The sequence below is a fragment of the Cribrihabitans marinus genome (assembly GCF_900109035.1).
GTDB classification, from domain to species: domain Bacteria; phylum Pseudomonadota; class Alphaproteobacteria; order Rhodobacterales; family Rhodobacteraceae; genus Cribrihabitans; species Cribrihabitans marinus.
The window spans coordinates 200,770-217,628 of sequence record NZ_FNYD01000008.1; the positions used below are offsets into that span (position 1 = coordinate 200,770).

Below are 16,859 nucleotides of genomic sequence, written 5' to 3' on the forward strand. Positions count from 1 at the left end.
GGGCGTCGTGCCGGGCAGATCAGGGGCTTCGTTCTTGTGGTTAATGGATTGGAGATTTCGTGACACAAAGGGATTTGTGCCGCATTTGTCGGTCACGAAACGAGCGCATTAGTTGCGCCAGCTGGCGATGACCTTGCCGCGGATCAGGACGTTGTTCCGATCGACCACCAGAACGCGACCGTCTTCCGGATCTGGGCTGGCCGCGACCAGGACAGGTGGCTCGAAGCGCCGCAGTAGGGTTGTGGCGCCGCCCGATTGCCAGTCATAACTCTGGGCGATCACTACATCGCCGGCGCTGCATGTCTCACTTTGGTGGGTGTCGACCAAGAGGCGGTCGCCGGGCAGATAGCCGCCCAGGATCATTGAGTTTCCCTTTACAATCCAAGTATCCACACCGGGACGGTCGCCGCCGAATGCCGAGATAACCCCGATCATGCTGTGGTTCGATCCAAGCTTGGACATGAACGGCACGGCATCGCCATCGGAGAAGCCGGGCTGCAATTCGCGGGCTTCGTCCTCGTCCAGAACGCCGGCGCGCTTCATGACTTCGGCAAGCGGAACATCGAGGACCCTGGCGAAAACCTTGGCCTGCGCAGCGGACATGGCTTGTCGGCCAGTGTAGATGCGCGAGACGACCGAGCGGTCACGTCCGAGTTCGGCGGCAATATCTTCGGCGGTAACGCCTGCGATTTTCTGCCGCTGTTTGAACCACTTGTCATCCATTGCCGACAAGTAGGCACCCATGACTACAAAAATTAGAGTGAAAATCACAAAATTGGTATTGCAATTTGTAGTGGGCGGCCGCTACATCTGGGGTCATGAGTGACCACCTCACACCATTGGAAGTATGCGAACGGCTGATCGCGCCCCGGAAATCGCTGGGTTCGCTGATCGGCTACAAGCCCAAGGCCGCATACAATTGGGTCAACGGCTCGGCCTGGCGCCGGCCGGGCGACATGCCGCCCGATGCAAACCGGCGGCTGCTGGCGCATGCGGCCAAGAACGGGATCCCGCTCACGGCCGATCACCTGATCTGGGGCGCGCCGCGTGCCGAGATCGAGGCGCTTGTCGCAGAAGCCAATCCCGCCCAGGTGGCCGCCCAATGAATGCCTGTCGCGCATATCCGCGTGCGCGACCTGCGACGCCGGTGTTTGCGATTCCACCGGCGCACCTGCGGGGCGGGGCGTCGACCTCCCCGTCCGTTCCGTCCCGCCTTTTCCATTCCGAGGCCCGCCATGGCCGGTGATCCGCAGCTCGCCCTGCGCCTGGCCGCGTTCTCGGCGGGCATGAGTGCCAAGGCCGGCACGCTGGACATGGCCGACCTGGAGCGGCTGCGCGCGCAGGCGGCCATGTTCGATGTTGCGCTGACGCTGCGCCGCGCGATCGAGGGGTTCGCGCTGGACGCGCGGGTGCATGCCCGCGACCCGGTGCGCCTGGCCGAGCTGGGCCGCGACCTCTGCCGCTACATCGACACGCTGAACATCCCCGAACCGCCTGACAGTCAACGGAGGGATATCTATGGCTGAACCGCAACTCACCTCGCAGGATCACCTGCTGGCCTCGGCCCTGACGGCGCTGGTGACCAACCGCATCGCAGACAGGAAGCGCGAGGGTTTCTGGCTGGGCATGCTGACCGAGACGCTGCCCCATGCCTCGCGCGCCCACAGCCGCGTCGTGCCGCTGATCGAGGCGGCCGAACGCCTGGTCGAGGCCGGTGACGGCCCCGATCGCGCCTGGGCGCACCTGAAGGCCTCGGCCGCCGTGTGCGCCTGGTCCGAATGGCGCATGGCCCGCGCGCAGGAGGTGATCTCGAAGCGGGAGGCGGCGGCATGAGCGCGATCGAGGAGCTGCGGCGCGAGGCCGCGCAGCACATGGAGTGCGCAAAGGCCCGGCTGGAGGCGGTCAACGACCTGGCCTGGGCCGAGGGCAAGCTGCGCAAGGCGGGTTTCGCACCGCAGCTGGTGCGCGACGAGACGGGGTTCATTATCCTGCGCGTGGATCTCGATGACTGGCAGGCCGTGGCGATTGTGGGCCGGATCGAGCTGGTCCACGAGATCGAGGTGCCCGCCGAGATACCGACGATGCCAGAAGCTTCGGCGGAGGTTCCCCCGCCGCCGGAGCTGGTCACCGGGCCGTTCAGCGACGAGGAACGCGAGATTGCAATTGCGCAGTTCGCCCAGGGCATCGCGCCGGCCGAGGTGGCCCGACGGCTGAACCGCAAGACCAAACAGCTGGCCAACTTGAGGCAGCGCAGCAAGGATGTGATCGAGGCCATACAGGCCCGCGCCGAAGATCTCGCCGATGAAGAGATCCTGAGGCCAACAAAACCAGCGTCAGGCCCGGGGCTCGTCGCTGCCGCTGCCGACCACAAACCGGACCCCGAGCCTGCGCCACCGGACGCGCTGAACGCTGCCGAGCGCGAGATCGACATGCACCTGAACGCGCTGGGATACGGCAACAGCTGGTCGCCGGCGCGCGATCTGCGCCTGGCCGAACTGCTGGCGGAAGGTGCAGGTGCGTTCGCCGCAGCCGAGGAGCTGGGCATCGCCAAGACCGAGGCGGTCGGGCGCTGGATGAACCTGAACACCGACAAGGGCTCGATCGACCACCAGGCGCGCCTGCTGCGCGTCCTGCGCCACCGCGCCCAAGGCCAGCAGGAGGCGGCGGAATGAGCGCGATGTCCGAGGCCACCGAAAAGGCCCACCGCGCCCTGATCGCGGCCGAGATCGCGGCGCTGCCGGATCCGCCGGTGAAATGGTGCGCCGAATACGACCTGGCGCTGGTGCGCTGCCTCCTCTCCGGGGGGGGGGCTGGAGCAGGCCATCGCGGCCACCGGCTACGCCGCCAGCACCTGCTGGACGCGCCTTCAACGGCTTCTGCCCAAGGTCATGAGCCACGACGCCAAATCCGCGCTGCTGGCCGAGCTGGAAGCGCGGGCTGAAAGAGAAAGAAGGGAAGGCTGACATGAGATTTGAAGATGCGCTGGCGGCACTGAAAATGGGCGATGCCGTGGCCCGTAGTGGCTGGAACGGCACGGGGATGTTTATCGTTCTCATGCCGGCACTCTACCTGCCTCCGTTCAACACGCAGGACACGGCACGCAAGGTCAACGATCGCACCGCGAAGTGGATCGGCAAGGACACCCCGCTCGATTGCCAGCCCTATATCGCCATGTTCACTGCGCAGAAGCAGTGGCAGCCGGGTTGGGTGGCGTCGCAGGCCGACCTGCTGGCCGATGACTGGGTAGTCGTGCCGGTGGAGGCTTGAATGGCTCGGATTTACGTCGCCTCAAGCTGGCGAAACCCCTATCAGCCGGACATCGTTGCCCTGCTGCGCAATAACGGCCACGAGGTGTACGATTTCCGTAATCCATTTCACGGCCGATCCGGGTTCTCCTGGTCGGATCTCGACGAGAGATGGGAAAGTTGGACAGCGGAGCAATATCGCGAGGCTTTGCTGACTGATCCGCGCGCGGCAGCGGGTTTCATGAGCGATCTGCGAGCAATGCAGTGGGCAGATACCTGTTTGCTTGTGCTTCCATGCGGCCGATCTGCTCATCTCGAAGCCGGCTGGTTCGCTGGTCAGGGCAAACGCACGATCATTCTGACCAATGATGGCGAAGAGCCGGAGCTGATGGCATTGCTCGCAACCGACATTTGCGTGTCGATCCGCGAGGTTCAGCGTCTGCTGTCCGGAGGCTGACCCATGGCCGCCCGCCAGACATACTCGATCGACCAGATCAAGGACATGCTGCTGGCGCAGCTGGCGGGGGTCGTGGATCACTACGCCCCGCCGGCGCCGGGATCCTATACCCATCACGGGCTCTATTTCACGCTGAACCCCGGCCGGGCCGACCGCAGCGTCGGCAGCTTCTACATCCGCATGACCGGGCCCAGGGCCGGCAATTGGGTGGATCATGCCACCGGCGAGTTCGGCGACGTCCTCGACCTGGTCGCGCTCAGCTGCAATTGCGACCTCATGGGGGCGCTGGCCGAGGCGCGGGCCTGGCTGGGTCTGCAGACCGCCAGCGCCGAGGACATTGCTCGCCGCAAACGCGCCGCCCAGGCCGCGGCCGAGCGCCGGCGCAAGCAGGCGGCCGAGGATCGCGAGAACGCGGCCCGACGATCCCGCGCGGCGCAGCGGATCTTCCTGTCGGCGCAGGAGCGGCTGCGCGACACGCCGGTCGCCCGATACCTGCGCGACCGGCGGGGCATCGACCTGGCCCGGCTCGGCCGGCAGCCCGGCGCGATCCGGTTCCACCCGGCCTGCCGGTATTACGACGAGGATCCCGAGACCGGCGAGGTGATCGAGGCCGAGTTCCCCGCCATGGTCGCCGCGATCTGCGATGCGCGCGGCAATTTCACCGGCGTGCACCGGACCTGGCTGGCGATCGACCGGCGCGACGGTGTCTGGAACAAGGCGCCCGTGCGCCAGCCCAAGAAGGTGCTGGGCGACTATGCCGGCGCCGGCATCAACATCTGGCGGGGGCGCGGCCCGCGCGGCGGCAAGCCCGCCAGCCTGCCGCAATGCCCGCCGGGCACGCGGGTCTACCTGGCCGAGGGCATCGAGGACGCGCTGAGCGTGGCGCTGCTGCTGCCCGACGAGCGGGCGGTGGCCGCGATCAGCCTGTCGAACCTGGGCGCGCTGAAGCTGCCGGAGAACGTCAGCGAGGTGACGCTGGTCGCTGACCGCGACGAGAACGAACAGGCGCGCGCGCAGCTGCTGCGCGCCGCCGAGCTGCACCAGCAGGCCGGGCGCACAGTGCGCCTGTGGCAGAACCCGCTGGGCGGCAAGGATCTGAACGACGCCCTGCGCGCGGTGCAGGGCCAGAGGAAAGAGGGGGCAGCATGAACGGGATCATGATCGACGGGGACGCGGCGCTGGTGCTGACGTTTCTGTTTGTCGTCGCCGGTGTGTGCACGGCGACGGTGCTGGTGCTGGAGGTCATCAAGGCGGCTGGGGAGATGGATGGGCATCCTGCCGCGCTGGCGGGTTTCGTTCAGCGTGGACGAGCTGACCTGCAGTCCGCCGTAATGTCCGCATTGCGGCCGGGCGATGGGGGATCAGCCATGAGCGATCCGATCATTGCCGAGACCGTCTTGCTGGCCAACTGTCCGCCCGATTGCCCCTGCCAGTCGGTGAGCGTCGAATTTTACGACACCGATCACACCTGCTTCGCGGCGATCCCGCTTTCCCCGGAAGATGCCCGCAAGATGGCCGCCGATCTTCTCGCCAGCGCCGACCAGGCCGAGGCGCGCAAGGCGCAGCTCGAGGGGCGGGTGATATGAGCGGCGAGTGGGGTCCCTGGATCGAGCACGATGGCAGCGGGTGTCCGCTGCGCGTCGGGCAATTTGTTCACATCGAGTATCCATGGGCACGCTATGTCGGGCCGGTCCTGCCGGGGTTTGAAAGCGATCCCGCCAGGTGGGAGGTCACGGGCGTTCCGAACTCCTCGCAGGGCTATGTCGACAGCTGGGAATGGTCGCAGCCGGGACCGTGCCAGCCTGTCCAGCGCTACCGCATCCGCAAACCCCTCGGCCTGGTGATCCTCGAGGAGCAGCTGCAGCGCATCGAGGCTCCGCAGCGGGACGAGGTGCCCGCATGACGGTTGTGTTCCTGGTCTGCATCCTCTGGCGGTTCGACGGGGAGTGCGGCGGCGCCGTTGCGATCTCAGCCCGCACCGCGACCTGGTCGGACAAGCCCTGCGAGGAGCTGTGCCCGCCCAAACTGCGACCGCACCTGCTGAACTGCGCCAAGCGCCGCGAGGTGCGGGCATGAGCGAGCCGAACAACGACGACTGGCTGCCGGACCCCGAACCCCGGCCGATCGACGAAGAGGCCCTGCGCCGCAACCTGGCCGACGCGCCGGTGGTGCCGGGCGAGGTTTCCGAAAAGAAGAAGGGCAAGGACGATGGACCTAGAAAAGCCGGATCCCGAACTGCAAAAGCGGATCGATCGTCTCAGGGATCTGATGGTGGAAGGGGCAGAGGCTCACGAAAACGCGGAGAAATCTTTGACGACTGTCCGGTCACGCCTTTGGGGGTCCACGGCGATTACGCCTATTTCCTCGATGTCAGCTCTCAGATCCGCGCGGTAAAGAAGCTCGAGGGGCAGGTCATCCAGTCGCTGTTCGGACATGCCCTGCCGCAGCTGCGCCATCATTTCCCGGTCTGGAAGAAGTCCGGCGACGATTTTGTGCGCGATCACAAACGTTTCGACCAGACCCACGCAAGCATGGTGATGTGGGAGGCGGTAACCGAATGCGGTGTTCTGAACCCCAAGGGAGCGGTGCGCGGTGTCGGTGCCTGGACGGACGACGACGGCCAGCTGATCTATCACCTGGGCGACGCGGTACTGGTGGGTGGCGAGCTGCAAAAGCCCGGCCGCATCGGCAAGAAGATCTACCCCGCCCTGCCGCCGATGCCGCATCCGTCGGATGATCCCGGACCCGATCCGGTGCCCGAAATTCTCGACACGCTGGAGAGCTGGAACTGGCGGCAGCCGGACCTGCATCCGTTCCTGACGCTGGGCATGATCTGCGTGATGATGCTGTGCGGTGCGCTGGATTGGCGACCTGTGTTCTGGATGCTGGCGCCGGCGGGTGCCGGCAAATCGGAGTTCCAGAAACTTCTGGGCTTCCTGCTGGACGATGGCGGCGTCATCCAGACCACCGATACCACGAAGAGCGGTATCACCTCGCAGCTGGGCCAGTCGAGCCTGCCGGTTTCGGTGGACGAGCTGGAGCCCGGTGACGAGCGCAGCACCAAGGAAAGGGACATGATCGCCCTGGCGCGCGTCGCGGCCTCGGGCGGCGAGTGGTTGCGCGGATCCTCGGACCAGAGCGGGGTTGGCGGCAAGGTGTTCTCGGCCTTCCTGTTCTCCTCGATCCTGATCCCGGGCGTGATGAAGACGCAGGATGTCCAGCGTCTGATCCGCCTGGAGCTGGAGCCGCTGCCCGAGGGCACGGCCGGGCTGAAGCTGCAGCCCAGAACATGGCGCGACCGCGGTGCCCGATTGCGGCGGCGGCTGATCGATCGCTGGGCCGGCTGGCCCGAGCGCTATTCCGCCTGGCGGCAGTCGCTGGAGCTGGCCGGCGTGACCGGGCGGAACGCCGACAACTGGACGCCGGTGCTGGCGCTGGCGGATATGGCGATCGGCGAGGACATCGCCGGCGAAACGGCGCGCGCCGGCTGGGCCCGGAAAGCCGCGTTCCAGGTGACCGCGGACCGGGACGACACCACCAACGACAGCGAGGCGATGCTGCTGTACCTGCTGTCGCACCATTACGATCCCTGGCGGCGCGGCGAGCAGTGGACGGTCGCCCAGTGGGTCATGGCCGCAGCCGGCCTTCCGGGTGCGCCCGACGCGCTCAGGGACCATCTGAGCGACGCCAGCGCTATCGACGACCGCACCGGCCGGATGGGCAGGGCCAACGCGCTGCTGGCCAAGATCGGGCTGCGGGTGGTTCACAACGATCCGCCGTCGCTGTTCATTTGCAACGCGCAGATCCAGGGCCTGAAGGATCTGTTCCGGAACAGCGACTGGGCCGGCGGCGTCTGGAAGCAATCGGCCGGCCGCGTGCCTGGCGCCAGTCTCACCCCGAACCCCCTGACACTGGCCGGGATACGCTCGCGCGGCACGTTGATGCCGCTCAAATCCATTCCCGGCCTGATGACGTTCCCGATGGATCGCGAGGCGCCTGCGGCTGGTGCCCCGAGCGACGAGATCGAGGATTTCATGTGATGGCGCGCAACCTGCTGTTTCACCGCGATATTATGCGCTTTCCCCGCACCCCGGCCTGTGCCATCATTGACGCGCGATCAGGCGCCGCAGGCGCGGGTCTGGGGCACAACGGCGCACAAATTGACACCTCTCCCGTTGTGCCCTGCGTTGTGGGTTATCTCGCAACGAAATCAACAGCTTACGTCACCCCACAACGGCACAACGGCGAAATTGAGCCGCCTACATGTGTGTGCGCTCGGGCGCGCGCGCGCGTATGGGACACCCATGTTTCCCGTTGTGCCGTTGTGCCTATTTCTTATCTCCTTGAAAAAGAAAGAGAAAAAGAGGGAATAGCCCACAACGCTAGGCACAACGGTGCCGAAAATGGCCGGAAAACCGTTGTGGGCAGCGTTGTGGGTCAACGCCGGCCATCTCTTAACCCTCTGTTTTCGAATAGAAAAGGGGGTTTCTGATGGCCAAGGTGCGCAATTCCTTCGAACGGTTGGCCGGCGAGGCGGCCGAGCGGCTGGATGCGGCGCGGCAGGCTGGCGAGCAGCTGGCGCTGCTGGCGGATGAGCCGGGCCGGACGCCGGTCGAGGCGGGATCCGGGAATGTCGGGCGGCCGAAGGGTGCGCTCGGCAAGGGGTCGAGCCAGCTGCGCAAGTGGCTGGCCGAGCGTGGCTACCGGATGCCCGAGGACGTGCTGGCCGAGATCGCCGGGCTGGCCAGCGGGCAGGATGCGATGCTGACGGCGATGGCCAAGGCCGACCAGGTGCTGACCTGGGCGTATGGCGGCCAGGGCGACAAGGTGGCGCAGCCCGAGCAGCGGATCTCGATGTTCATGCAGATCTACGCGGCCCAGCTGCGCGCGGCCGACGCCCTGCTGCCCTATGGCACGCCGAAGGCCTCGCCCGACACCGTGGTGCAGCAGTCGGTGACGGTGAACGTGCCGGCGGCACCCGCCCAGGCGCGCGATGTGACGCCGCAATCGCCCCGGATCAGCGGTCGGATGGTGCCTGCGGACGTGGCGCATGAAATTGAGCAAAAACAAGACGTTAGCACGGATGGTATCGAGCGTCCGACCGACGAGAATTCGGACGGAGACGCCAAGTGACTGAAAAACAGGCAAAAAACCGGGCCAACCTGCTGATTGAAAATCAGCCAGTGCGCCGCCTGGTCGCGACCAGGGCAGGCCTCGATCGAACCCGCGCCGCGCTGGCATCGCGGATCGCCTCGACCCCCCCGGGGGGGGTCCTGCCCGGTGGGTCGAGAGGGGTCTCTCCGACCCCGTACAGCTTTTTGGCAGACCCGGAGGTTGGCCAATGAGCGCGATTGCTGGGTTCGACGGATGGGGTTGGGGGGTCGTTCGGGCTGCGCCCGAGGGGGTGCGGGGGGCGGTCTCCGATCCGGCGGCCAAGGGCCTGACGGACGATCAAATCGCGGCGCTGCAGGGGCAGGGGGCGAAAGAGGCAATTGACAGCCTAAACGGGGAATTCGCCGCGGGTCAACTGCCCGATGTCGAGACGGTCACGTTCCCCGGCCCGATCGCCGAGCGGTTCTACTGGTCGAACGACGACGTGATCGGCATCCAGGGCCCGGTCGGTTCGGGCAAGACCACAACGCTGATGAAATCCCGTCTGCGCCGGGCCATCGAGATGCCGCGCAGCGTGATCGACGGGGTGCGGCGCTACAAGGTGCTGTTCATCCGCGAAACCTATCGCCAGCTGTGGTCGACAACGATCCCGAGCTACCTGGAGAGCTTCCCGAAAGACCTGGGCAAGTGGTCGGGCGGGCGCGGCGACCCGGTGACCCATGTGATCCGGTTCGAGGATGCGCATGGCCCGATCGAGTTCGTGGCCGAGTTCATGGCTTTCGGCGATGACATCATCGCCTCGATGCGCGGCGTGCAGACCACCGACATCGTCCTCAACGAGGCCGATACCATGCCGGTCGAGATCCTGACGGTCGGCATCGGTCGGATCGACCGCTGGCCGGCGCGCGAGCATTTCGCGGGCCTGCCCCTGCAGCTGCAGAGTTATGGCCAGATCGTCGGCGACTTCAACGCGCCTGACGAGGACAACTGGACCTTCAAGGTGTTCCATGACACCGAGGCGCGCGAACGGCTCGGCAAGGAGCTGACCGATGCGATGCAGCAGGACGAAAGCGCCCGTGCCCGCAAGGAAGGCCGCGACCCCGTCACCGTCCGACCGATCACGATCGCGTTCTGCAACCAGCCGGGCTATGGCGAGCCGGGCTGCGAAAACCTGCAGAACCTGAGCGCCAGCTACTACCCGCGCCAGATAGCCTCGATGCAGCTGGCCGGACGCGGCGACATGGTCGAGCGGCTGGTGCGGAACAAGATCACCTACATGCGGGTGGGCGACCCGGTCTGGAAGCGTGAATTCAGCCGGCGGGTGCACGTGAGCGACACGCCGCTGGCGCCGATCGCGGGCCTGCCGCTGCTGATCGGTCTCGACCAGGGCTTCAAGGGCGCGGCCGTCATCGCGCAATGCGCCGGGTTCTACCGCTGGCGCATCCTGGGCGAGCTGCATTTTCCCGAAGAACGGCTGATGGCGCAGGTCTTCGGCCAGCGCCTGGCGGACCTGATCGAGGATCGCTGGCCGGGGATCCGGATCGAAAGCGGCTATGGCGACATGGCCGGCGAGCACGGGGCGTCCCAGGCGGCCGACGAGAACGCCACATGGAACCTCATGGTGGGCCGTGCGGGTGAGTTCACGGTGCGCCCGCAGGTGATCGGCACGAACCGGATCCAGCCGCGCCTGGAGGCCGTGCGCGCCGCTCTCGAGGCGCCGATGGAGGCCGGCGAGCCGGGGTTGCTGATCGATCCGTCCTGCCGTTTCCTGATCCGGGGTTTCGAGGCGCGGTACGTCTGGAAAGACGACACCGACGCCCATGGCGACAAGCGCAAAATCCCCGACAAGAGCTTCACCGAGGCCAACGTGCATGACGCGCTGCAATACCTGCTGCTGAGCGGGCATTCCGGCGATGGCACGTCGCCCTATGCAAGACGCCGCCCCGGCGGTTCACCGGCCCGGATGGGCCACAACGGCGGCCCGCGCCTGACCGGGGACGATCAAGGCGGGCTGACAACGGGATGGAATGTCCTGGAACCCTATGGAGGGATGCAATGACCACGAAAAAGGCGGCGAAACCGGCCGCGAAGAAGGCGCCGCGCAAGCGCAAGCTGGATCTGGCGCGGCTGCGGAGGCTGGCCGACGAGCTGGCGGAGTACGGGCGGGGCGACCTGTCCAACCTGGTGCATCGCTGGGAGGCCGAAGAGGGCGCCAAGTTCGACGAGGCCGGCACCGCCGGCAGCCGGATCCGCCTGGCCGGGATCACCGCAACCTCGACCGCCGGGCAGCGCGGCGCCGTGACCAACTGGGGTCAGGCGGCGCGACGGGCACTTCTGAAAGGGGGTGTCTGATGGAAAAGCAGGAAGCCGTTGAGATGATGGAGCGCGCCAGCTCCGAAATCAAAAATCTGCGTGCACAGGTGGCTGAACTCCGCCCTCGCGCGGAGGCTTTCGATGCAGTGCAGAACGTACTTGGGCTGACTTGCTCGAAAAGCTTGGGTTACACCGAAGACTGGGCGTGGATGCTCGACAAGCGGGCAGCCGAACTCAAGGCAGAATTGGCCGCCGAAAAGGCCTCAGCTGTCGAGGGCGAGTAATGATCCTCGCGCAGCCCTATGACGATCACGTGGCGATGGCGGTTCTGTCCTGCCTCGATGGCGACGACCTGGTCGAGGCGCAGCTGGTACGGGGCGGGTATGCCTCGCACCTGGCGCTCTTCGCCGACTGGCGGTCGCTGCAGCCGCATTGCGTGCTGAGCCTGGTGCTGCGCGATCAACGTCTTGCCGGCCAGCCCTTTGCGGTGCTGGCCGTCAGCAACACCGGGCAGGCCGGGGTGGCGCAGGCCGCCCTGCTGGCCCGGCCGCACCGGCGCCATGCCCGCGCCCTGGTGGCGACCTGCCGCCGGATCCGGACCGAGATGCCCGGCTGGTGCGCCGATCTGGGCATCCACCGCGTCGAGGCGCGCGCCCATGCGGGCCATCCGCGCGCCAGCCGCTTCCTTTCCGCCTGTGGCTTTGTCCACGAGGCCGACATGCCGGGTTTCGGGGCCGATGGCCGCGCGACCTTCCGCCAATTCGCCTGGACCGACCCAACCCTGAAGACAGGAGACTGAGCCCATGTGCATGATGAGAACCCCTAAAGCGCCCTCCGTCGCGGCGCCCCAGCTGATCCCGGCCGCCCGCTCGGCCGAGGCGGGCGATGCCGCCGACATGGAAGCGCGCCTGCGCCGCCGCCGGGCGGGCGCGGCCGCCAACGTGCTGACCAGCGCGCTTGGCATCCCGTCAAGCGCCAAGCTGGGAGAGCCCGCATGAAACCCGACGCCATCACGGAAAAGGATCCCCGCGCGCAGGAGGCGATCCGGCGCTGGGACGAGCTGAAGATCGAGCGAAACCAGTTCGACCAGGACTGGTCCGACATCGCGCGCCTGATCCGGCCGCAGCGCGGCGGGTTCGGCATCGACAGCCCGACGCTGCGCCAGCTGGAAAAGCCGCTCAGCTCGGAACCGGTGATCGCGCATGGCAATTTCGCCGCCGGGATCTATGCCGGGATCACCAACCCGGCAAACCGCTGGGCGGGGCTGGAGACGCCCGACCAGGAGCTGAACAACTGGCAGCCGATGGCCGAGTGGAACGACCAGGTCACGCGGATCGTGATGAACTCCTTCAGCCCCTCTATGTCGAGCTTCTACCCCGCCAGCTACCAGGCCTATGCCGACATCTCGGCCTTCGGCAACGCCGCCGGATACGACCAGGTGGATCCCGACCGGCGCGGCTTCATCGACGTGACGATCAGCCTGGCCGAGGTGGTGGTCGATATCGACTTCCACGGCCGGGTGGTCGAGGCGGTGCGCAAGTTCCACCTGACCCCGCGGGCGGCGGTGCGCGAGTTCGGCCGGGACAACGTGCCGCCCAAGGTGGCCGAGCTGGCCGAGAAGGGCGAGACCGAGAAACACGCCTGGTTCCACCATGTGCTGCGCAACGAGAGCTTCCAGGCCGGCAAGCTGGGGCCCAAGGGCAAGCGCTGGCTGTCGCACCATGTCTGCGAGCTGGGCGATACGCTGGTCCGGGTGAAGGGCTATGACGAGATGCCGTTCTACTATCCGCGCTGGGATGTCGACAGCGGCTTCACCTACGGCACCGGGCCGGGTTACATCGCGCTGCCGTCGGCGCGGGTGAACCAGCGCATGACCGACGCCACGATCCGGGCTGCGCAATATGCCGCCGACCCGACCAAGCTGGCGCCCGATCGCAACACGGTGCCGCTCAACGGCACGTTCCGGCCCGGCGCGGTGGTCTATGGCGGCGTGAACATGCGGGGCGATCCGCTGATCCGCAACATGGACGGCGTCGGCAATATCGGCCTGACGGTCGAGCACCAGCGCGCCACGGTCGAGGCGATCAAGGAGGCGTTCTACTACTCGGTGATGTCGCTGACCGGACGCACGGGGATCTCGGACGACGAGAACCGGATCATCGAGGAGGCCCGCCTGCGCAACTGGGCGCCTCATGCCGACCGGATCATGGAGGAATACGCCGCCCGCAAGGTCGAACGCCGGTTCCGCATGCTCTGGCGCGCAGGCCAGATCCCGCCGCCACCCGAGGGCGTGCCGGAGGGAACGCCGCTGCAGGTGCGCTACCAGTCGGCCGCGACCATGGCGCTGCGCGCCTCCGAGGGGCAGGCGATCCGCGGGTTCCTGCGGGACATCGTGCCGCTGGCCCAGGTCAAGCCGCGCTACATGGACCGGATCAACGACGACGCGCTGATCGAGGCGCTGCACGACGCCAGCCCGTCGGTGCCGGCATCGATCCTGCACTCGCGCGAGGTGGCCGACCAGGCGGCCGAGGCGCGCGCCCAGCAGGCGCAGGCGGCCCAGATGATGGAGGCCGCCCAGGCCGGTGGTGGGGTCGTCAAGGATCTCGCCCAGGCCGCGGCTGCAGGGCAAGGGCAGGGGGGTGGTCAGTGACGGCGGAGCAGTTTGTCCAAGACGATCCCGGCGATGCCGCGCGGGCCAACCGCGACGACAGCCTGACCGACCAGGGTTTGCGTTGCCGCAATGACGGGCTGTTCATCGCGAATTATCCCCTGCCGGTTTTCCACGGCACCCGTTGGGCGGGCGGGGAGCATGTGCCGCTGTTTCGGTCACTTTCCGGGGCGTTTGCCCCTGTCTCCTCGCTCACGCTGGGACGTGTCGCCGCGCGCGGCCGGATCCTGCCGTGGGCTCTGATCGAAAGGGGACTTTCCAATGATTGATCAATTCACATTCGACAAGGCCGAAGAGATCGCCGAGGCGCTGCACGAACAGGGCGCGTTGGCGGATGTGCTGGTGTCCATCCTGGGCAATCGCCTGCCGCAGGAAGATGAGCGGCTGGTGCACGGTCTTCTCCACGCCCAGCTGCATTGCCGCAACCGTGCGGTGGCCGCGGCCACCTGCATCGCCAAGTCCGGAGCATCCCATGATCTTTGACCGCATTGCTGTCTTGCGCTCGGTATTCGGCAGCAACGACCGCGCCGCGGCGAATGTCGCGCGGCGCTGGCGTCGGGCGTTCCAGCAAGACGATGACCTGGCGGCGGATGTCGCCCGGCTGGGGGGCGTGATGGTCGCCGAACCTGTCGAGATGGTCGATGGCCTGCCGCAGGCGGCGCCGATCGATCCCTACCGGCTGGCCTATGAGGCCGGCAAGCGCGACCTGGCCCTCCTGCTGCTGGCCCAGGGCGGAATTTCCTACGACGAGCTCAACCAACTGATGGAGGCAAACGAGCCATGAAGCCTGAATTCTGGAACCTGATGACGATGCCGCGCCCGGTCTGGGCGCCGGATGACGATGGCGCTGGCGGTGGCGCCGGGGATGGTGGCGACGCCAGCGGGGATGGCGATGGTACCGGTGATGTCGGTGACGGTGGCGGAGCCGATGGCGGCGGCGGCTCGGACGGCGGAGATCAGCGCTGGTGGGAAGGCAAGGGGCTGACCGATGAACAGCGCACCTCGCTGACCCGGATGGGCCTGACCGTCGAGGATCCCGTCGAGGCGGTCGCCAAGCTGACTGACATGGAGATCGCCGCGCAGCGGAAGCTGAGCAAGCCGGCCGACCAGCTGATGGACCGGCCCACAAAGGACCAGGACGTGGCCGAGTGGATGCGTGCCAATGGCGATATGTTCGGCATTCCCGACGATCCCGAGAAATACGAGATCGTGCCGCCGAAGGACTGGCCCAAGGATCTGCCCTGGAACAAGGACCTGGAGGCCGAGGCGCGCAAGATCGCCCATGAACACGGGATCGGCGGCAACGCGTTGCAGGCCTTCTCGGACCTTCAGGCCCAGGCCATGCTGAAATTGAGTGCCGATGCCGAGACCGAGCTGCAGGCGGCCAACGACCAGCTGCAGGCGGATCTGAAGAAGGACTGGGGCGACCAGTACGGGGCGAAGGTGGCGCAGGCGCAGCAGGCGGCGTCGGTCGTCGCCGAGGCGGCCGGCCTCGATGCCGAGGGTATCGCCAACCTGGCGGCGGTTCTGAAGCCGAAGGTGGGCGACGCCAATACCATGCGGATGTTCGCCGCCATCGGCGAGCTGATGGGCGAGGACGGCGCCGCGGGTCTGAACAAGGGCGGCAACACCCTGGGCACCACGCCGGCCGATGCCCGCGCCGAGTTGGCCAAGATGCAGTCAAAGGACGGCGCATGGTACAGGGCCGTCGAGAGCGGCGACCAAACCGAGATCAAAAGGCTGCAGCCGAAGATGGATCAGTTGCGGAAGCTGGCGGCCGGGTGAGTTCGGCCTCAAATGGGAAATTGATCGTATGCCCCGGCCTTATGGTCGGGGCATCTCGCTTATGGCGGAGCTGGAGGCAATAATCAAAGATTCGACCGTCCAGCCTTGATGTAGCGCACAGCTGCCTGAAATCTCTCTTCGGCTTCTTCAACGGACCATTCGTCGTCGTCAGCAAACATGACCTGCAGGGTTGTCTGCGCTCCTTCAGTCGTCCAGTCGACTTCTGGGGTGTCGTTCATCCTCTCCCGCAGGAACTCGCTAACCGTCCAAAGTTGCAACTCTCTATCCCTTTGCCGACTGCCTGGTTCGCTCCACAAGTGAAGTAATTAGGCGTTCCGGGCTGATACTTCAATCCGATGATCTAGGCAAATATGGCCTTGCGGTACGAAGTCGAAAAGATGAAAAGGGAGCTGTTTGAGTTCAAGGAGCCAGCCCCGAACAATGAAGGTCGACGCGAACAGATTTCTCTCCGGTCATGACAGGGCAGCCGATGAGGTTTTTGGGCACGTGCCATATTCTGGCGGCCCGGTTTTTGATTGCGACCTAGCCGTTGTGGCCTTCACGAACAGATCAGGATCAAACCTGTTGGCCGACTACATGCGGCGGTCTGGTGAATTTGGTCGGATCGGTGAGAACCTGAACGATGGCGCTGTCAGGGGAATCGCGAAAAGGCACGAAAAGATCGACGTTTTGAAGTTCTTTTCTGTACTCCACAACAGGTTCAACAAGGACGCCAAGATATTCGGCGTGAAGGCATCATCGTCCCAGATTGCCATGCTGCACAGATACGGAGCCTTTGGCCTGTTCCGGGGCGTTCGTGTTGTGCACATTCAGCGGCATGACGTCATAGCGCAGGCAGTGTCCTTCTCAATAGCCGACCAGACAAAGAAGTGGACGAGCGAACATCAGGGAGTGGGCGATGATGTCCAGTACGATGCGGCGGATATCCTCGGCAGGATGCAATCTATCAATGCGGAAAACGGGCGGATCACAGAAATCTGCTCTATCCTGCAAATCCCGAAGCTGGACGTTGCCTACGAAGACCTTGAGCAAAGGCCACTGTTGCAGATCAAACGGGTTTTCAGGCACTTTGGACTGGACCCCAGCGGTGCGAAGGTTTCTGCGCCCGGTATCAAGAAGCAGAGTTCCGACTTGAACGAAAAGTTCTGCGCCAGATTCCGCGCGGAGATGCTGCGAAACCTGCCCAAGGCGTGACCTGCCGAAAAAATGATCACCATGCCCTGACTGAGGGTATCTGCAGTTTCTCCACAATATATGC

Annotated in this window: 27 protein-coding genes; 25 read left to right on the top strand and 2 right to left on the bottom strand. The window is 65.9% G+C overall.

Translation table 11 applies throughout. The annotated features are described in order from the left end of the window. Positions 1 to 108 precede the first annotated feature (108 nt). Positions 109 to 723, bottom strand: a complete 615-nt coding sequence (locus tag BMX57_RS14650) for a helix-turn-helix domain-containing protein (protein WP_092368612.1) — start codon at positions 721 to 723, stop codon at positions 109 to 111. Between the two features lie 95 nt (positions 724 to 818). Between BMX57_RS14650 and BMX57_RS14655 the strand changes: the two genes are divergently transcribed. The 24 genes from BMX57_RS14655 to BMX57_RS20720 all read left to right on the top strand — a co-directional run bounded on the left by BMX57_RS14655 (position 819) and on the right by BMX57_RS20720 (position 15,580). Beyond that, positions 819 to 1,106, top strand: coding sequence for a hypothetical protein (locus BMX57_RS14655; RefSeq protein WP_143057926.1), 288 nt, complete (start codon positions 819 to 821; stop codon positions 1,104 to 1,106). Positions 1,107 to 1,235: 129 nt separating this feature from the next. Then, complete coding sequence (locus BMX57_RS14660) at positions 1,236 to 1,526, top strand: hypothetical protein (RefSeq protein ID WP_092368618.1); 291 nt, start codon at positions 1,236 to 1,238, stop codon at positions 1,524 to 1,526. Next, positions 1,519 to 1,833 (top strand): hypothetical protein, encoded by a 315-nt coding sequence (locus tag BMX57_RS14665; RefSeq protein WP_092368621.1) that lies wholly within the window; start codon positions 1,519 to 1,521, stop codon positions 1,831 to 1,833. Before BMX57_RS14660 ends, BMX57_RS14665 begins: the two co-directional genes overlap by 8 nt. Next, entirely contained in the window at positions 1,830 to 2,672 is an 843-nt protein-coding gene (locus tag BMX57_RS14670; protein WP_092368624.1) for a hypothetical protein, read from the top strand. The genes BMX57_RS14665 and BMX57_RS14670 overlap by 4 nt, the downstream gene beginning before the upstream one ends. Then, complete coding sequence (locus BMX57_RS14675; protein WP_092368627.1) at positions 2,669 to 2,941, top strand: hypothetical protein; 273 nt, start codon at positions 2,669 to 2,671, stop codon at positions 2,939 to 2,941. Before BMX57_RS14670 ends, BMX57_RS14675 begins: the two co-directional genes overlap by 4 nt. A 23-nt stretch (positions 2,942 to 2,964) precedes the next feature. Then, the gene (locus tag BMX57_RS14680) at positions 2,965 to 3,267 is read left to right on the top strand and encodes a DUF2829 domain-containing protein (RefSeq protein ID WP_092368630.1); all 303 of its coding nucleotides are present in this window, start codon (positions 2,965 to 2,967) and stop codon (positions 3,265 to 3,267) included. Continuing rightward, positions 3,268 to 3,702 (top strand): TIR domain-containing protein, encoded by a 435-nt coding sequence (locus tag BMX57_RS14685; protein WP_092368633.1) that lies wholly within the window; start codon positions 3,268 to 3,270, stop codon positions 3,700 to 3,702. It begins immediately after the preceding gene. 3 nt (positions 3,703 to 3,705) lie between these two features. Continuing rightward, a complete protein-coding gene (locus BMX57_RS14690) occupies positions 3,706 to 4,851 on the top strand; it encodes a DUF7146 domain-containing protein (RefSeq protein ID WP_092368636.1) in 1,146 nt (381 codons plus the stop codon). Next, positions 4,848 to 5,288 (top strand): hypothetical protein, encoded by a 441-nt coding sequence (locus tag BMX57_RS14695; protein WP_092368638.1) that lies wholly within the window; start codon positions 4,848 to 4,850, stop codon positions 5,286 to 5,288. The genes BMX57_RS14690 and BMX57_RS14695 overlap by 4 nt, the downstream gene beginning before the upstream one ends. After that, on the top strand, positions 5,285 to 5,605 hold the full coding sequence (locus tag BMX57_RS14700; RefSeq protein WP_092368641.1) for a hypothetical protein: 321 nt from the start codon (positions 5,285 to 5,287) through the stop codon (positions 5,603 to 5,605). Before BMX57_RS14695 ends, BMX57_RS14700 begins: the two co-directional genes overlap by 4 nt. Beyond that, on the top strand, positions 5,602 to 5,778 hold the full coding sequence (locus BMX57_RS20715) for a hypothetical protein (protein WP_177175466.1): 177 nt from the start codon (positions 5,602 to 5,604) through the stop codon (positions 5,776 to 5,778). Before BMX57_RS14700 ends, BMX57_RS20715 begins: the two co-directional genes overlap by 4 nt. Continuing rightward, a complete protein-coding gene (locus BMX57_RS14705) occupies positions 5,775 to 7,742 on the top strand; it encodes a hypothetical protein (RefSeq protein WP_143057927.1) in 1,968 nt (655 codons plus the stop codon). Before BMX57_RS20715 ends, BMX57_RS14705 begins: the two co-directional genes overlap by 4 nt. Then, positions 7,742 to 8,194, top strand: a complete 453-nt coding sequence (locus tag BMX57_RS20445; RefSeq protein ID WP_143057928.1) for a hypothetical protein — start codon at positions 7,742 to 7,744, stop codon at positions 8,192 to 8,194. Before BMX57_RS14705 ends, BMX57_RS20445 begins: the two co-directional genes overlap by 1 nt. After that, positions 8,194 to 8,835, top strand: coding sequence for a hypothetical protein (locus BMX57_RS14710; RefSeq protein WP_092368646.1), 642 nt, complete (start codon positions 8,194 to 8,196; stop codon positions 8,833 to 8,835). Before BMX57_RS20445 ends, BMX57_RS14710 begins: the two co-directional genes overlap by 1 nt. A 208-nt stretch (positions 8,836 to 9,043) precedes the next feature. Beyond that, complete coding sequence (locus tag BMX57_RS14715) at positions 9,044 to 10,873, top strand: hypothetical protein (protein ID WP_092368649.1); 1,830 nt, start codon at positions 9,044 to 9,046, stop codon at positions 10,871 to 10,873. Then, positions 10,870 to 11,166, top strand: a complete 297-nt coding sequence (locus BMX57_RS14720; RefSeq protein ID WP_092368652.1) for a hypothetical protein — start codon at positions 10,870 to 10,872, stop codon at positions 11,164 to 11,166. The genes BMX57_RS14715 and BMX57_RS14720 overlap by 4 nt, the downstream gene beginning before the upstream one ends. Beyond that, positions 11,166 to 11,411, top strand: a complete 246-nt coding sequence (locus BMX57_RS14725; RefSeq protein WP_092368655.1) for a hypothetical protein — start codon at positions 11,166 to 11,168, stop codon at positions 11,409 to 11,411. The genes BMX57_RS14720 and BMX57_RS14725 overlap by 1 nt, the downstream gene beginning before the upstream one ends. Then, complete coding sequence (locus BMX57_RS14730; protein ID WP_092368658.1) at positions 11,411 to 11,926, top strand: GNAT family N-acetyltransferase; 516 nt, start codon at positions 11,411 to 11,413, stop codon at positions 11,924 to 11,926. Before BMX57_RS14725 ends, BMX57_RS14730 begins: the two co-directional genes overlap by 1 nt. A 4-nt stretch (positions 11,927 to 11,930) precedes the next feature. Next, the gene (locus BMX57_RS14735) at positions 11,931 to 12,125 is read left to right on the top strand and encodes a hypothetical protein (RefSeq protein WP_092368661.1); all 195 of its coding nucleotides are present in this window, start codon (positions 11,931 to 11,933) and stop codon (positions 12,123 to 12,125) included. Beyond that, the gene (locus BMX57_RS14740) at positions 12,122 to 13,777 is read left to right on the top strand and encodes a portal protein (RefSeq protein ID WP_092368664.1); all 1,656 of its coding nucleotides are present in this window, start codon (positions 12,122 to 12,124) and stop codon (positions 13,775 to 13,777) included. Before BMX57_RS14735 ends, BMX57_RS14740 begins: the two co-directional genes overlap by 4 nt. Further along, entirely contained in the window at positions 13,774 to 14,064 is a 291-nt protein-coding gene (locus BMX57_RS14745) for a hypothetical protein (protein WP_092368667.1), read from the top strand. The genes BMX57_RS14740 and BMX57_RS14745 overlap by 4 nt, the downstream gene beginning before the upstream one ends. Then, entirely contained in the window at positions 14,057 to 14,278 is a 222-nt protein-coding gene (locus BMX57_RS14750; RefSeq protein WP_092368670.1) for a hypothetical protein, read from the top strand. Before BMX57_RS14745 ends, BMX57_RS14750 begins: the two co-directional genes overlap by 8 nt. Beyond that, complete coding sequence (locus BMX57_RS14755) at positions 14,268 to 14,579, top strand: hypothetical protein (protein WP_092368673.1); 312 nt, start codon at positions 14,268 to 14,270, stop codon at positions 14,577 to 14,579. The genes BMX57_RS14750 and BMX57_RS14755 overlap by 11 nt, the downstream gene beginning before the upstream one ends. After that, complete coding sequence (locus BMX57_RS20720) at positions 14,576 to 15,580, top strand: hypothetical protein (protein WP_092368676.1); 1,005 nt, start codon at positions 14,576 to 14,578, stop codon at positions 15,578 to 15,580. The genes BMX57_RS14755 and BMX57_RS20720 overlap by 4 nt, the downstream gene beginning before the upstream one ends. Before the next feature lie 83 nt (positions 15,581 to 15,663). Here BMX57_RS20720 and BMX57_RS20725 read toward each other — a convergent pair whose 3' ends face one another. After that, complete coding sequence (locus tag BMX57_RS20725; RefSeq protein WP_092368679.1) at positions 15,664 to 15,858, bottom strand: hypothetical protein; 195 nt, start codon at positions 15,856 to 15,858, stop codon at positions 15,664 to 15,666. A 307-nt stretch (positions 15,859 to 16,165) separates the two neighbouring features. Between BMX57_RS20725 and BMX57_RS14770 the strand changes: the two genes are divergently transcribed. Further along, a complete protein-coding gene (locus tag BMX57_RS14770) occupies positions 16,166 to 16,795 on the top strand; it encodes a Stf0 family sulfotransferase (protein ID WP_177175467.1) in 630 nt (209 codons plus the stop codon). The last annotated feature ends 64 nt before the right edge of the window (positions 16,796 to 16,859 follow it).